This window comes from Leptospira andrefontaineae, assembly GCF_004770105.1.
GTDB lineage: Bacteria > Spirochaetota > Leptospiria > Leptospirales > Leptospiraceae > Leptospira_B > Leptospira_B andrefontaineae.
The window spans coordinates 339571-356137 of sequence record NZ_RQEY01000005.1 but is presented as its reverse complement, the minus strand read 5'-3'; the positions used below and the strand labels follow the sequence as shown (position 1 = coordinate 356137).

Sequence of the window (16567 nt, the reverse complement as noted above, 5' to 3'; positions counted from 1 at the left end):
GTAATTCCTGTTAAAATTAATTCGAAGGGGAGAATCTTCCCCGCCTAAAACTATAAACCTATGCAAGTCGTCACTGTCAAGTGAATCCGACCCAACCTTTTCCAATCCCAGAAGGGTTCTGTAGGAAATTTAGTCAAAACTTCTGAAATTGATTTGTAGGATTTATACGGTGAAAAAAGCATTTCTTAGATGAAAATTCGGGTCTCCGATATTAAGGTAAAGAACCGCATTCGTAAAGATTTAGGCGACTTACATGGTCTCAAATCTTCCATACAAAACTTAGGGCTTTTGCATCCGATCATTATCGACCTGGACAATAAATTAGTCTCTGGCGAAAGACGCCTGGAATGTGTAAAACTTCTGGGCTGGGAATATGTTGATGTTCGAATCGTAGATGTACGAAGTAAAAAAGAAAGAGTTTTGATCGAAGCCGAAGAAAACAATGTACGGCTACCGTTTACCCCGGAAGAACAAGAAAGGGCTCAAAAACTATTAAGAAGATACTCCCATACCGGGATCCTTGGTAGATTGTTTGCCTGGTTATTGGATCTTTGGGAATGGTTTTGGTCCTGGCTTTTCAAAAACTAAACTAAACACCCATCCATCATCCCCTCATTCAAAACGTTTCTGTTAAGAGACCTGGAAATTTTTTTACTCATCAAATGGAACTTGTTATATGGTTCCGGGGTAGGACGTAAATTACCGGTTGATAAAAATTTTGCACCGCAAAAGAAGTGCAGGAAACAAAAATTTATTAATTAGATTTACAAAAAGGAATCTCTTCTCTATCTTGAGCAATCCATACCAAGGAGATCTCTCGAATGAAAAAATCTTCGATCCTTATAATCTCCACCGCTATACTGGTCAGCTTTGCTGCATGTATCGGTGGACTTCCCGGCCTACAAAGTAATTTCTCGGTCGGAGAACAAGACATTCCAGGAGTAGGAGTTAAGAAGCTTTTCGCACCTTATTCTGAAACTGTGAACTATTGGGGATACATCAAACCAGGACAAGCCGCTGACGCAGTAGTAAACGGAAAGAAATCATATTTCCTTTATATTTGGGTTCCAGCAGCTATCGTTGAACTAGGCGTTCGTCTAATTTCCCCTACCGGAGAAATTGGTGAGCCATCTAGCGGCGACTTCGTGAGTGAGGCTTTCAAAGCTGCAACTCCTGAAGAAAAAAGCATGCCGAACTGGTTCGATACTTGGATTCGCGTAGAGCGCTTAGCAGCTATTATGCCGAACCAAATCGAAGGAGCAGCTAAAGGAAAAGCTCTTCAAAATCTTGGCGACAATGATGATGGAGACGATACTTACAATGAAGAGCGTCACAACAAGTACAACTCTTTACTTCGTATCCAAATTCCTAACATTCCAAAAAGCTTAGATGAACTTAAAAACATCGACACTAAAAAACTTTTAGTTCGCGGTTTATACAGAATTACCTTCACTACTTACAAAGTAGGTGAAGTTAAAGGTTCTTTCGTAGCTACTGTTGGAGTTCTTGGCCCTCCAGGTGTTCCAGGTCTTTCTCCTATTCTTCACGCAAACCCAGCTGAATTGCAAAAATTGGCTGTTGATGCAGAAGAAAAATTGAAAGCTGCAGTTGCTGGAGACAAGAAGTAATCCTTCTTTTTTCCCGCTTTGCTTAAAGCCGAAAGCCGTCGGGTAAAACTGGCGGCTTTTTTTATACCTTCTTTATCTATTTATTTCGCGCAGAGCTCACTGAGAACACAGAGAGCTCAGAACAGCGGTTTCATATTTTTAGCTAACTAACTCCGTGAACTCTGTGTCCTCCGTGCGAAACCTTACTTTTACTTCTCTGTAGCTTGCCTAACCGAATAGCGTTCACTTACAAAAAAGGTTTCATTCTTCAAATTTTTTCCCTTTTCATTTCGAATCCTTAAATTAAGGCTTCCTTAAGAAACGTAATCACACTGAACAAAAGTTCATTTTTATTCGGAGAATATCCATGCTTGAAAATAATTATTTCCTAGAGAATGAAGACTTAAAACAATATTTCGAATCCTTAATAGACTGGGAAGAAGTAGTAGAAGCATTCGAACAAGGTTTCTCCGACAAAAAAGAACATGAAAGAACAGGAAAAGAAGAATTCGCATTGGCTCCAGGAAGCAAAGAAGAAGCCATCGAATTCTACAGATCCGTCTTAGAATCCGCAGGAGAGATCGCCGGAAAAGAAGTGGCCCCTTTCGCTCAAAAAATGGATGCAGAAGGATTAATATACGAAAAAGGTAAAGTTCGCTTTCCTAAAGAAATGATAAACGCAGTCAACCAGGTCAAAGAAGCTGGGATCCTTCCCTACTCTATTGGCCGCAAACATGGTGGATTAGGACTTCCTTGCACAGTACAAGCAATGCTTATGGAAATATTTTCAAGAGCGGACGGATCCGTTGCGATCGCTTTAGGATGTATGAACCTAGCAGAGACCATAGAAAGATTCGGTTCGGAAGAAATGGTAGAGACTTACGTGCCTAAGATGGCGGCAGGAGAACTATGCGGAGCAATGGCACTTACTGAACCGAATTACGGATCGGACCTTCCGAATTTACAAACAAAAGCGATCAAAGGAGAAGATGGAGTCTGGAGAATTACAGGCGCCAAAAGATTTATCACTCATGGTTGCGGCTTCGATGATAAACCCTCCATCATTCTTACCTTAGCGAGAACAGGAAGTCCAACAAGTGGTGCGAGAGGACTTTCCTTTTTCTTAGTCAAAAGTGAAGATGTGGAGATTGCAGGTATAGAGAAAAAGATGGGGCTACATTGTTCTCCCACCTGCGAGGTAGTTTATGAAAACACTCCCGGCATCTTAATCGGAGAAGAAGGTTATGGACTCGTAAAATATTCCATGGCAATGATGAACGGAGCAAGGCTCTCCATCGCAGGACAGGCAATGGGTATCGGAGCGGCAGCTTATTATGAAGCTAAAAAATACGCGGATGAAAGAGAACAATTCGGTAAGAAGATCAGGAATATTCCGGCAGTGAAAAAGATGTTGGACCTAATGGACAGGGAGATTTTAGCAATGAGATCCATTTTGCAAGAAGCTTCCAGATCCATAGACCTCTATCATTGGAAATCCGAAAAAATGAAGGAATCCGGTGTAGATGAAAAAGAGATCAAAAAGGACGAAAATCTAAAAAAATGGGAAAAACTCGCCAATCTATTCACTCCATTATCTAAATATTATATTACGGAACAGGCAAATAAGATCGCATTCGATGCTCTCCAAATCCACGGAGGAGCCGGATACACTTATGATTACGATATTTCCAGGATCTATCGGGACGTAAGGATCACTAATATTTACGAAGGAACCACACAATTACAGGTTGTAGCCGCCATTGGTGGAATTGTAACAGGACTAGGAGCTAAAGGTATCTTAAGACAATATCTGGACGAAGAAATGTCCAGCTTCTCCCCTTCCAGAGAACTATTAGAAAACCGCAAGAAACTGGAAGAATCCCATACAATCTATACTTCTTTAGAAAACGGAACATCCAAGGATGAGGTTGCATTCGAACTAGTAGAATCCGCAACCAGAGTCATCATTGCTGTGATTTCAGAAAGAGGTCTGAAAAAATTAGATGGTGATTCTAAAAAAGAAAGAGCAGCTTTAATTCACTCTTATAATCTGGATAGCATAGCTCTATTAGAATATAATAAAATCCGTATTGAGAATAAGAAGAGCCCTGTCTTAGTTTAGGGCTCTTTTACGCTTCCAATTTTCGATAATCTGATAAATACGCAACGGATAGACAAGAAATCTATCTACGAACATCATCAGGGTGAATATTTTAGAAGGTAATACTTTCTTTTTGTTCCAGCGTATCCCAGATATAACCGCTGATGCTACCTGCTTAGGTGTCTGAGAAGGAAAAGGCACCGGCACTTTCTTACCAGCCGCATCAAAAAAATTTGTCCGAGTAGCAATCGGATAAACAATCATCAGTCTGTGAGGTTTTCTTAATTCAAACTGAAATGCTTCTGCGAAAGAATGAACGGCCGCCTTGGTCGCCGAGTACAATGCATAACCTGGAATCGAGAGAAAACTCATAGCAGAAGCAGTGATGATATAATATACAGGATTGGAATATTCGGCCTGAACCTTTTGTAATCCATAGAGCGCTGAAAAAACATTTGTTTGAAAAATTTTCTCCATACGTTTCCAATCGGGCTTTTTAATCTCTTCGTAATATGCAAAGCCAGCGTTTGCATAAAAGATATCGACACCACCCAATACCTTTTCAGCTTCTTTAAAAATTTTATCTACAGATTCCGAAGAAGAAACATCGCATTTAAAAGTTTTTACTCGATCATCGGAAATATCCAGACGAGACGGATCCAAATCTACAGCAAGGACCTTCACTCCATCGAATGCTAAAAACTTGATCAAAGTTTCCTTTCCGATCCCGGAGGCAGCTCCAGTAACTACTATACGTTTTCCTCGAATATCCATCTCTCATCCCCTATATGAATCGAATGTGAAACTAATTTGTATGTCGTATTTGAAAAGCAAAATATTCAATCAAGATAAATGAATGTAAACAATTGTTCACAAAAATAAAATCCAAACGATTTTTATCGACGTAATACACTTTATGATATCCACATCTTTATATAAATTATTCTTTGTTAGATAAAGAGTGGTAGGAAAAAATTTCTTTCCTTACAAAACTTGTTCAGAAGAATCATTTCGTCTTATTCTTCTGTATTCCATAAAGATCCGGAACATTCCAGGATAATCAAGATGACTGAGAGATATTTTTATCGTCTTTTCGAGGCGATTCACAAGAAGATTTCCTATACTTTTTCCATCGTAGCATTCTCTTTAGCGGGAGGTTGGTTTGGAGCGGTTTACGCGTTTTTCTTCGGATCTGCTACCATTCCGATGTTTTCTCTTCAGACCCATTATATAATCGTTCTTTGTTTTGTATTCGCTACCCTGCTTGTAACTATATTACATGGTGTGCAATATGGATTACTTGCTCCGATAGGTATTTCAGGAATCGAAGCACATATAAGAAGAATCAACAGAACACTAAATCCCGCTCATTCTATTCGCACGGACTCCTCAGAAGAATTAGATGTAATTTTGTCCGATCTGATCCATTTGCCTATGCATAATATGATATCAGCATTTTGTTACGGAAGTTTTGTCCTTCTAACTAGCGTTATTCCCTATTTGCTATTCGATTATAATTTAAAAGAACTTCTGTATATATTCTTGGGATGGCTTGCTGCAATTTTCGTATATTGCGGTTTTAGTTATATAATTACCGATTATATAACCGGCCCGAAACGAGTTATGTTAAAAAAAGTTCTGCTAAGCAGGTCTTATTCCTCTAATTTCCCTCCCGGATTCTTAGGTCTTAAAGGGAAATTTGGATTCTTACTTTCTTTAGTATTATTATCTCTAACAATACTAGCCGTTTACGTAGGCCTCAGACCAGATTCATATTTAGAGATCGCATTCTTTATCGGATTAACATTTTTTGCTGCAACCACACTGATCATTTTGTATTTCCAATCTATTTCTACTACTTTAGAGCAGATCGGAAAATCTGCGAATGATCTTGCAGCCGGAGGTCCCGGAAAGCTTCCTTTAGTCTCGATTGATAGAGAATTTTTAGGTTTTGCGAACGATTTCGCAAAGGCCACGGGCGAGATAGGTAGGATCAGAGAACATCTACAGTTCTTAGTGGAAGAAAAAACTTCTGAGCTCAGAGAAACATTACGCACTGTAGAAGAACTCAAACAACAACAAGATGGAGATTATTTTCTTACTTCTCTTTTAATAAAACCGTTAGGGATCAATCGAACTACCGGAAGAAAAGCAAAGGTTGATTTTCTAATTAAACAAAAGAAGAACTTCGTCTTTAAAGGAAAAGAAAGCGAAATAGGCGGAGACATTTGTATCGCCCAAGAAATCCTTTTAAGAGGAAAAGAATATACCGTATTCTTGAATGCGGACGCTATGGGAAAATCTTTACAAGGAGCTGGCGGCGTTCTTGTTCTTGGAGCAGCATTCCACTCCATTCTACAAAGAACCTTAACGAACGAAAACACCTACTCCCTTTACGCTGAAAAATGGATAAAGAACGCATTTACAGAATTACATAAATTATTCCAGGGTTTTGACGGAAGTATGTTGGTTTCCATGGTCTTGGGAGTTTTAGATGAAGAAGCGGGTATATTATACTATATTAATGCCGAACATCCTTGGTCCGTTTTATATAGAGATGGAAAAGCTACCTTTTTAGAAGAAACCCTACAATACAGAAAATTAGGCACTCCTGGCATGGAAGGAAGTTTAAGTGTAAAAATTTTCAGACTCCAGCCAGCAGATATTTTAGTGATCGGATCAGACGGAAGAGACGATTTAGAAATCGTTTCCGACTCTGGAGAAAAAACCATGAATAAAGATGAATCCTTATTCTTACGGGTGGTGGAATCTTCAGAAGGAAATTTACGAACGATAGTTTCCGACTTAGAGAACAAAGGACGAATTACAGACGATCTTTCACTTTTGCGGATCGAATATGATCCAGGAAAATCTTTAAATAAAACAAAGGCAGGAAAAGGAGTACATCATCTAAGTAAAAAAGCGAGAGAGTTCTTAAGAAATAAAAATATTCCAGAAGCAATTCTTGCAATAGAAGAAGCCTTAAACCTTTCTCCGGATAACCAAATATTAAAGAGAGATTTGATCAGGCTCCATTATAGAAATGGAAATTACCAAGAGGCTTGTTCTCTTATGGATTCCTATGTGGAGGAAAATCCAGGTGATACGGATATAATTTATACCGCTTCTTTCTGCTTTAAAAAGATCGGAGATTTTAATCGTTCTTTAGAACTTGCAGAAAGGATCCAACTTCGTAACCCTGGGATCCCAGCAAATCTAGCTCATATAGCCGACTTAAACCTAAAGTTAGAAAGACCCGAAAAAGCTATTAACTTCGCCAAACTAAGTCTCGAATTAGATCCTCAAAACGAAAATGCTTCTGAGATCTTAAAAAAATTAAACGGAAAATCCTAATTGGAAGCTAGATTAAGTTTTCTAAATTTCCTCGAGCAGAAGAAGATCCCAATACCGCAATCTTATCTGATTCTATAATATGATTTCCTTTTTTGCCGGACCAGGCAAGGTTTAACATGGATCTTGCAACGGTCTTCGCATGAATGGATCTGTATTTTTTGAGAGGACCCAAAAGTAGAGGATTTATCAGGAACGCAAGTTTAGACCCGATCTTCTCTCCTAATCTGAATTCTTTTCTATCCCCTTCCAAAAGAGAAGGTCTGAAAATCCCAAAAGTTTCAAAACCGAGTTTGGATATTTCTGCTTCTACTTCTCCTTTTACCTGATTATAAAATACGAATGAATTTGGATCCGATCCAAGAGCAGTTACTATAAAGAAAGATTTTACGCCCTTCTCCTTTGCTACTTTAGCAAAACGTATTGGATACTCTAAATCTACTTTTTTAAAATTCTCTTTAGAGCCAGCCTTTCCAATCGTAGTCCCCAAAGTACAGAATGCATCAGTCACGACTCCTTCTGGAAACTCATTGAGTTTTTCCCAATCAGTAAGGATCAGTTCTAATTTGGAATGGGTCCATTCCAAAGGTTTTCTAACCAAAAGATAAACCTTGTCCCAAGATGGATCTATTAATAATTCCTGTACAAGTTCTCCGCCGACGAGTCCAGTTCCGCCTGCAATGATTGCAACTCTATGGTTCATTTTTCCATCCTGTTTGATCCAAGATCTGATCGATCTTGGTTTTATAGTCCGTCCCAAAACTTTGGTTACCTACAAACATTTGGTCTCGGGCTTCAAGAGCCGACCAGGCTCTTATGCAAAAGTTCCACCGATTCGGGCATTTATTTAGGAATTATAACATTCCTTTTGTTATCCGAGTCAGTCGAAAACAATAAGAAACGATTGAATCAAAAATGGAAAGGAGTATTTTAGGAAGCTATGCCTATCAAAGATTATCTACCTAAGTTTCTTTGTAATATTCTAGAAATTACCGACCGAAACAAAATGGACGATTCAGTCCGTAAGGTTTTAGAAAACGAGGAAATCATAGGTGCCTATGTATCCAACGCCTTCCGATATCTGCTTCTAATATTTTTCGCAGCTCAGTTAGCCTTAAACTGGAAAAGTGGAGATGCTCTCGTAAACGGGATCGCATTTACAATTTTCACTGCAGTTACGATTGGGCACACGTATGTGATACGGACCTGTACTCATTGGGCCATCAAAGGTTTCTCTTATTTAGCATTGGTCTCGGACTTCTTCGTGATCAGTTCTTTATTATTATATTATACTCTTCATCAAAATTCATTCGATCTTGGATTTGCGATCAAAAATCCGATCATGAATTTTCTATTCTTTCCTCTCGCATTTTCATTGATCCAATTTAGATTAAGATACGTGGTCTTAAGTGTTATCTTATTCTATCTGGTTTATTTCGGGATCTTCTCCTACGCGCTAATATACGATAAGATGGTATTCGCGAAAGATTGGGGAGATTATGTGATGGGACCGAATGTCTTAGTCACAGATGCATTATTCGGAAGACCAATGGTCTATTTGATCTTGGCATTCTTCTTTGCTTTTGGGATCTTGAGAACTTTGATCATGATTAGGCGAATTGGAGAAGGAGAAGCACAAAGATCCTTACTTTCTCGTTATTTCTCCCCTGGAATGGTAGAAGAAATGATGACCAATCCGAACGTATTGGAAGGAAGAAGACAAACTGCCACTATATTATTCACGGACATCCGAAACTTCACTGCACTTTCGGAAAATATGGACCCGTTGGAACTAAGCAGATTCCTTTCTTCCATTAGAGAAACATTAACTGATTGTGTTTTCGAATTCGGCGGGACTTTGGATAAGTATATGGGAGATGCCGTGATGGCTACCTTCGGAACACCTTATCCATCTGCAGATCCTGCCTCAGATGCGATTCGCGCATTACAAAGCGGACAAAGAATGTTGGAAAAATTAGGAGAATTTAATAAAGCCAGAGAATCCAGAGGACTAGAACCTGTAAGGATCGGGATAGGAATTCATACGGGAGAAGTATTCTCTGGAAATATAGAAACGAGTAAAAGTTCTGAATTCACAGTCATCGGAGATGCAGTTAACACTGCTTCCAGAATTGAATCCCTTACCAAAAACTTCGGAAAAGAATTATTGGTTTCCGAAGAAACTTGGAAACTTGCAGGTGCAAATTTCAGAGGAGAGACACTTCCACCAGTTCAAGTAAAAGGAAAAGAAAAGTTGGTAACTGTAGTTGCAGTAGGGGCTTGATGGACAAGAAATCCAGGATCCAAGATCCAAGATTATAAAGGTTTAAATCTTCTATTTCTGATCACTGATATCGGATTCATTTTGTATTGGTCGATTACATTATTGCATGTGATTCCAAAAGAATATCTTTTTAAAGATTATGAAAATCCGATCTTGCAGGCATGGAATTGGTCCTTTTTACCTTTGGATCTTTTTATTTCTTTTACCGGATTTTATAGCCTTCTACTTTCAAAACAAGAGAATCCGCATTGGAAACAATTTGCGATCCTTTCCCTAACTTTAACCTTCACATCCGGATTACAGGCAATTTCTTTCTGGGCGATCGGTAACGACTATAATATCAGTTGGTGGATACCGAATCTTTATTTATTCATTTATCCAATATATTATATTCCAAAGTTGATACGTTCTTAAATTATTAAACGATTTGTTCGCACAGAGAACGCAGAGTTCACAAAGTTAAGAAGAACTGTAGGTTCCCGAGTGATTCGAACGAAGAGAGAATCGTATCGAGGGAACATCCTATCTTACATCTCTGTGGTCTCAGTGAACTCCGTGCGAAAGTATTCTATCCAATCTTTGGTTCGATCTGGAATATATCCACTACTCGGTGCATTCGGATCGTTTGTCCACTTAACATAAGGCTCATCTTCTGTAGGTCCTCCAACAGAGATCCGATCCGGACGGCACCGTTCTCTATCTCGCAGAAAAAGTCCCTCATCTTGTTCAATTCCGAATAACGTTTTTCCATATCGCCTGCAACTGATTCGCTCATATTGGCCACTCCTTGGATGGAAGTTTCCAATTCTTCCGATCTGGAGGAATAATCGCGAACGGAATCGAAAGCGTACTTCATAGTTTTGGAAAGTTCGGGGATCTGGGTTAAGATGGATTTGAAAGAGTCGACTGTTTCGGATAAGGACTGTAAGGAACCGGTCACAGTCTCCCAAATCTCTTGCAGATATTTGTTTGCCTGTTTGGCGTTCGAAGCAGTTTTTTCGGAAAGGACCGAGATCTGTTCCGCAACAACTGCAAATCCTTTATCTCCACCTCTTGCGGATTCGATAGAGGCGTTGATCGACAACATTCCAAGTTGTTCCGCAATTTTTTGAAGAATTACTACAAGTTCTTCCACTTTCTTGGCGGAACCGTTCAGGCCTTGCATACTTTTCACTGTTCTTTCCAAAGTCCTCTCACCGGTGAAAGCAATGGATTGTATGGACTCGCTTATCTTGCCCGAAGTCAAAATATCCGTCTGCAATTCCCTCATCCCTTGGGACATTTCCTCGGACATTCTTCTCATTTCGGAAGACCTTCTTCTTTCTTCTAGAACCAAATCCAAAACCGCCTTTAAGGAAGATTCCAATAAGTCGGAAGTTTCCCGAACGAGTGCTGTCCTTTCCTTTTGTTTTTCGATCTCTTTGGTGATGGCAAGAGTGGAATTTTCCAAGAGTCCGGATTCGTTTTCGATCTTATCCGAATTCTCTTTTACAACTCCTATGATCTGAGTTAAGCTCAAAAGCAAACGATTGAATAATTCAGCAACTGCTCCGGATTCAACTCCAGGATCTACTTCTATTCTTTTTCTCAAGTCCTTGGAATCTGCGACGTATTTCATCGCGTTCATCAAATCCAGCCAAACTGTTTTAGCGCCATGTTCGGATTCGTTCAATCCTCTCTCCTCTTCTTCCGAAGAAACCCGAATAGATATGGTGAATTTCATTAGGAAAAACAGGATCAGTCCCATGCTGAAGGACCAAACCGCGCAAACAGCTATTCCTACAAGTTGAGCCTGCCATTGGTTCCAACTACGTAATGTTTCGTCTTGGGCGAATATACTTACAGCGAGAGTTCCCCAAATTCCTCCGACCCCATGAACAGGAAACGCACTTACAACATCGTCTAACTTTAAAATGTTCTCCATGATCCAAGCAGCGATCTCAACTAAAATTCCCGCAATCAACCCAACAAGCAACGAAGATGCAGGACTAATAACATCGCAGCCGGCAGTGATCGCGACTAATCCGGCAAGGACCCCGTTAATCGCTCCTCCTACATGAGGAACACCTTTCGTGATATAATCAAATATGATAGCAGCAGAACAACCTGCACAAGCAGCCAAGCTAGTATTTACTATAATTTTCGGAACAGCATCCGTAAGCGAAAGTGTACTTCCTCCGTTAAATCCGAACCAACCAAACCATAAGATGAAAGTTCCTAGGACGGAAAATGGAAGATTATGCCCATACAATTCCCTTGGTTTTCCATCGGAATCAAAACGGTCTTTTCTTGGGCCTAGAACGATTACTCCTGCAAGAGAAACCCAAGCTCCAACGGAATGGACAACAGAGCTTCCTGCAAAATCGTGAAAGCCCGATTTAGAAAGCCAACCGCCTCCCCAAGCCCAATGTCCGAATATTGGATATATCAAAAAGGAAACAAAAATAGAACAGACTAGATATGCCTGGAATCTTATTCTTTCAGCGACTGCTCCGGATACAATTGTAGCTGCAGTTCCCATAAAGGTAACCTGGAACAAAAAGAATGCGAATTCTTTTCCTGTATTTAAACCCTCTAAAAGGAATAGGTCATTACCGATCCATCCTTCGACACTGGTTCCATACATAAAACCGTAACCCATCAGAAAAAAACAAATGGTTCCGACTACGTAATCCAGTAGATTCTTGATCGCTACGTTGATTGAATTTTTAGAACGAACCAATCCGGATTCTAAAAGTAGAAAACCGGCTTGCATGAAAAAAACAAGAGCGGAGGCGAAAATCACCCATAAGGTGTCTACATTCTTTGCTAATTCTTTGGCGGCGGGAAGAACGGGATCCAACGAGAACCTCTTTTCGTTCTAAGAATGAGCATATGTATCGACTAATCTTAGATTGAGAAAGAAAAAAACGTTAGTTTATAATAATTTATGACGTGGATTTAATAAACGAAGTGAATGTATTTTGTTTTCGGCGCTCGGGGAATATCCCTCAAATGAGGTAATGATTACGAAATCGCAGGTAACGTGAAAATTCCCATCCTGCGATTCCGCAATATAGTTAACTTACTTCACTCCAGCTTTTTGCAATTCCTTACCGAGCTGTCCTGTAATTGTGCAAAAATACATTCTCCAATCGCTTATGAAAGATTTGAACGGATAAATAAATGTGGCAGGACGGTTTTTTTCTAAGAAGAAATGCCCCACCCATGCAAAAAAGTACCCGCTAAACAATGCTCCCAGTAAATACCAAGCATTTAGATAGAAGATTGCAGAAACGATAAATACCAGAGCACATGTGGTTCCTATAAAATGGAATACCCGGTTCATCTTGTTTGAATGTTCTCTTAGGTAGTATGGCCAGAATTCCTGTAGGGTTTCGTATTTTTTGTTTTCAGTCATCTTTGACCCTCCGGAACTACATGATACGGCAGAGAAAAAGAATCCGCAACAACTTCTCTTTCATTTATAATAACGTCTGTTATTTAAAAAGTCCTAGTTCCGACATTCCTTCCAGAGATTGGATATATTCCAGGTACGGCTTTATTTTGAATTTTTTAGAAGTAGAATCCGAGGACATATAACGAATATTTCCGAGCACCGCTCTTTCCGGGGACCAAGGTCGGTCAAACGCGCCAAAACACCAGAGGATACCCGTATACGAATTAGGATCCCTTCCATCATACGCATATTTATGATTCAAATCTTCTAATATACGAAATGCTTCTTCCGGTGAAGAGGACCATTCTATTACTTTTTTACCCCAAAGCATTCTCAGATAATTTTGGATAGTCCCAGTTAGAATTAATTCCTTCTGGGCTGCATTCCAGATTGGATCATGGGTCATCGCCTTCTCAAATTGTTCTTTAGTATATAGACATTCTCTTTTATCCTCCCTGTGAGCATCCAAAGAAAGTTTTGCCCAATTCGGAAGAATGGAGAGATCCTTTCTAAAACTTGGCTCTTTATAGAACAAAAGATAACCAAGCTCTCTCCAAGTTAGAAGTTCATCTAAAAAAGAATTTATATTTGGATTTGGATGAAAAAAACCTTCGTTCTTTCCTCTATAAGAATGATTTAATACATCCGGGCTCCAATCAACCTTTAGGTCAGACTCCAAGACCGCAGTGACAATTTCATCTACCGAGATCATTCCAAAATGTAAATAAGGAGATAAATAGGAAGATTTTGTTCTTTCAGGAGGTCTTGGTTCACTTCTCTCTTCCGAATAAAAAGGAACTCCTTCTTTTAGGAATTTTTTAAGAAGTTTTAAGCCTTCTTTTCTTCCTCCAATCTTACCGGAAACAGGAAGAATATTCGGAAATTGTGAACTCATTTTTTTGAGATAGGAAGGGACATCCTCCTTCTTTCCAGAAAATAGAAATTTCGGCTTTTTTAAAAATTCAGAACTCGGAATTCCTTTTGAACTCGGCTTTGGATTGGATCGATGAACATAAGATTCCACAAACCTATCATGAAGTTTTGGCCTTAAAACTCTGGCGTATCCAAATGATTTTTCATAAGAAGCAAGTGGAGTGATCGAATTAGAATCCACGAGTAATAGTTTACAATTTAGGATCTCAGAAATTTTCTCAGCATGTTCCGGAAGAAAAAAGCAAGGGAAATCATCCGTGATCACTACGGATGCTTTGGATAAAACTGTAGGAATTATTTCAGAAAGAGAATGTTCTTTTGTTTCAACGAAAGGCCAATAGGTAAAGCCAGTGCGAGAAGCATCTTCTACAGTATCACAAATTCCTTCTAAAAGGAATTGATGGAATCTAGGAGAACTCCATTCGAATTCCATCATAACCGATTCAAAGATGACTAATGGTTTTCCGAATTTTTTGGCAAGATGGATGGAATAATCCAAAGAATGGTTCCAAGCCAATCGTCGATTCGCTCGGATCCAATACAGAATATATTCTCCATCTTCTAAAACAGGCTTCTTATTTCCTTCTCGAACCCGAATTAAATTCTTCTCAGAAAACAAATACTATATCCTTATTTCTTTTCTCACGCGGAGGCGCAAAGACGCGTGTGAAAATAACTTTGCGTCTCTCAATTCGCTCTTAGACTGATTCTTCCAAAAAACGGGAAATGAAAAATTCGAGGGTTTAAGCGGATTTTAACGAATATTTTAGCACTCTATCGCCTAAAGTGCTTGACCGCCTACCCCAGTTTCGGATTTCCTGGAATTTATATTCAAGCACTCATTTATTTCAAGTGCTAAAAGGAGAAAGTCATGGCGATTAAACCGCTAGGTGACCGTGTTTTGGTCGAGCCTAAACAAGAAGCTGAAGAAAAAATCGGCAGCATCTTCGTTCCTGATACGGCTAAAGAAAAACCGCAAGAGGGAAAAGTTGTAGAAGTAGGAAGCGGACGTTATGAAGACGGAAAGCTTATACCACTAGAAGTTAAAGCCGGCGACGTCGTTCTATACGGCAAATATTCCGGAACTGAAATTAAATCCGAAGGTAAAGAATACTTAATCATTCGCGAAAGCGACATTCTTGCCATCGTGAAAAAGTAATAGGCCGAGGAAATAAAAATGGCAAAAATTATCGAGTATGATGAAACAGCTAGACGTAAACTTTTAGAAGGCGTTAACAAACTTGCGAACGCTGTAAAAGTTACTCTTGGTCCCAAAGGAAGAAACGTAGTAATCGACAAAAAATTCGGATCTCCTACTATCACTAAGGACGGAGTTACCGTAGCAAAAGAAATCGAACTAGAAGATTCCATCGAGAATATGGGCGCTCAGATGGTAAAAGAAGTTTCCACAAAAACGAATGACGTTGCTGGAGACGGAACTACCACTGCGACTATTCTCGCTCAATCCATCGTTAACGAAGGATTGAAAAACGTTACCGCTGGTGCAAACCCTATGGCACTTAAACACGGTATCGATAAAGCTGTTAATGCAGCAGTAGAAAGTATCAAAAAACGTTCCGTAAAAATCGAAAATAAAAAAGATATCGCGAACGTTGCAACCATCTCCGCAAACAACGACAAGGATATAGGAAATCTGATCGCAGATGCTATGGACAAAGTCGGAAAAGACGGAGTTATCACTGTAGAAGAAGCAAAATCTATCGAAACCACTTTAGACGTGGTAGAAGGTATGCAATTCGACCGTGGATACGTTTCTCCTTATATGGTGACCGATCCTGAAGCAATGATCGCTACTTTAAGCGATCCTTATATTCTAATCTACGACAAAAAGATCTCTTCTATGAGAGACCTTCTTCCTGTATTAGAAAAAGTTGCTCAAGCAGGAAGACCTTTAGTGATCATCGCAGAAGAAGTAGAAGGAGAAGCATTAGCTACTATCGTAGTAAACACTCTTCGTAAAACTATTTCTTGCGTTGCTGTTAAAGCTCCTGGATTCGGAGATCGTCGTAAAGCGATGTTGGAAGATATCGCGATCCTTACCGGTGGACAAGTGATTTCCGAAGACCTCGGAATGAAATTGGAAAACGCAACAGTTCAACAACTGGGACGCGCTAAAAAAGTTACCGTGGATAAAGAAAACACGACCATCATCGAAGGACAAGGTGCTTCTAAAGATATCCAAGGCCGCGTAGGTCAGATCAAAAAACAGATCGAAGATACTACTTCCGAGTACGATCGTGAAAAACTACAAGAACGCCTAGCAAAACTTGCTGGTGGTGTTGCAGTGATCCATGTTGGTGCAGCTACTGAAGTAGAAATGAAAGAGAAAAAACACCGTGTAGAAGACGCACTTTCAGCTACTCGCGCAGCAGTAGAAGAAGGAATCGTTCCTGGTGGTGGATTAACTCTTCTAAAAGCTCAAGAAGCAGTCGCAGGTCTTAAATTAGAAGGCGACGAAGCTACTGGAGCAAAAATCATCTTCCGTGCATTAGAAGAACCGATCCGTATGATCACTTCTAACGCTGGTCTGGAAGGATCCGTAATCGTAGAGCAAGCAAAAGGTAAAAAAGGAAACGAAGGTTTCAATGCTCTTACTATGGTTTGGGAAGACCTATTACAGGCTGGAGTCGTTGACCCTGCTAAAGTAGTTCGTTCCGCACTCCAAAACGCTGCTTCTATCGGATCAATGTTGTTAACTACAGAAGTTACAATCACCGACAAACCTGAAAAAGACGGTGGCGGAATGCCTCCTATGGGTGGAATGGGCGGTATGGGAGGAATGGGCGGCATGATGTAATGCCCGCTCTTCCTTTCGGAAAGTTAAAAGCCGA

General features: G+C 39.8%; 13 protein-coding genes. 8 read left to right on the top strand and 5 right to left on the bottom strand.

Annotation, left to right across the window (positions count from 1 at the left end):
• The first annotated feature begins 189 nt into the window (after positions 1-189).
• From EHO65_RS03340 to EHO65_RS03330, 3 genes are all read left to right on the top strand, one after another.
• Positions 190-588 (top strand): ParB N-terminal domain-containing protein, encoded by a 399-nt coding sequence (locus EHO65_RS03340; protein WP_086446566.1) that lies wholly within the window; start codon positions 190-192, stop codon positions 586-588.
• Between the two features lie 233 nt (positions 589-821).
• On the top strand, positions 822-1628 hold the full coding sequence (gene lipL32 / locus EHO65_RS03335; RefSeq protein ID WP_100768693.1) for a major surface lipoprotein LipL32: 807 nt from the start codon (positions 822-824) through the stop codon (positions 1626-1628).
• 346 nt (positions 1629-1974) lie between these two features.
• On the top strand, positions 1975-3729 hold the full coding sequence (locus EHO65_RS03330) for an acyl-CoA dehydrogenase family protein (protein WP_135772765.1): 1755 nt from the start codon (positions 1975-1977) through the stop codon (positions 3727-3729).
• Here EHO65_RS03330 and EHO65_RS03325 read toward each other — a convergent pair.
• Positions 3721-4482 (bottom strand): SDR family NAD(P)-dependent oxidoreductase, encoded by a 762-nt coding sequence (locus EHO65_RS03325; protein ID WP_135772764.1) that lies wholly within the window; start codon positions 4480-4482, stop codon positions 3721-3723. The two genes, EHO65_RS03330 and EHO65_RS03325, sit on opposite strands and share 9 nt — an antisense overlap.
• 291 nt (positions 4483-4773) lie before the next feature.
• Here EHO65_RS03325 and EHO65_RS03320 point away from each other — a divergent pair, with 291 nt between their 5' ends.
• Positions 4774-7062 (top strand): SpoIIE family protein phosphatase, encoded by a 2289-nt coding sequence (locus tag EHO65_RS03320; RefSeq protein ID WP_135772763.1) that lies wholly within the window; start codon positions 4774-4776, stop codon positions 7060-7062.
• Between the two features lie 7 nt (positions 7063-7069).
• On the opposite strand, the gene EHO65_RS03315 is transcribed toward EHO65_RS03320, so the two are convergent.
• Entirely contained in the window at positions 7070-7762 is a 693-nt protein-coding gene (locus tag EHO65_RS03315; protein ID WP_135772762.1) for an oxidoreductase, read from the bottom strand.
• 237 nt (positions 7763-7999) lie between these two features.
• Between EHO65_RS03315 and EHO65_RS03310 the strand changes: the two genes are divergently transcribed.
• Together EHO65_RS03310 and EHO65_RS03305 are read left to right on the top strand one after the other, a co-directional pair.
• Entirely contained in the window at positions 8000-9343 is a 1344-nt protein-coding gene (locus tag EHO65_RS03310) for an adenylate/guanylate cyclase domain-containing protein (protein WP_244243422.1), read from the top strand.
• Positions 9344-9367: 24 nt separating this feature from the next.
• The gene (locus EHO65_RS03305; protein WP_135772761.1) at positions 9368-9757 is read left to right on the top strand and encodes a DUF5360 family protein; all 390 of its coding nucleotides are present in this window, start codon (positions 9368-9370) and stop codon (positions 9755-9757) included.
• A gap of 154 nt (positions 9758-9911) precedes the next feature.
• Here the strand turns inward: EHO65_RS03305 and amt are convergent, their stop codons facing one another.
• The 3 genes from amt to EHO65_RS03290 form a co-directional block, all read right to left on the bottom strand.
• A complete protein-coding gene (amt, locus tag EHO65_RS03300) occupies positions 9912-12185 on the bottom strand; it encodes an ammonium transporter (protein WP_135772760.1) in 2274 nt (757 codons plus the stop codon).
• A gap of 222 nt (positions 12186-12407) precedes the next feature.
• Positions 12408-12743: an Mpo1-like protein gene (locus EHO65_RS03295; protein WP_135772759.1), complete on the bottom strand. Its 336-nt coding sequence runs from the start codon at positions 12741-12743 to the stop codon at positions 12408-12410.
• A 79-nt stretch (positions 12744-12822) separates the two neighbouring features.
• Entirely contained in the window at positions 12823-14334 is a 1512-nt protein-coding gene (locus EHO65_RS03290) for a deoxyribodipyrimidine photolyase (RefSeq protein WP_135772758.1), read from the bottom strand.
• Positions 14335-14586: 252 nt separating this feature from the next.
• On the opposite strand from EHO65_RS03290, the gene groES reads away from it, so the two are divergent.
• The gene (gene groES, locus EHO65_RS03285) at positions 14587-14874 is read left to right on the top strand and encodes a co-chaperone GroES (protein WP_135649261.1); all 288 of its coding nucleotides are present in this window, start codon (positions 14587-14589) and stop codon (positions 14872-14874) included.
• Between the two features lie 18 nt (positions 14875-14892).
• A complete protein-coding gene (gene groL, locus EHO65_RS03280) occupies positions 14893-16533 on the top strand; it encodes a chaperonin GroEL (RefSeq protein WP_135772757.1) in 1641 nt (546 codons plus the stop codon).
• Positions 16534-16567 lie beyond the last annotated feature (34 nt).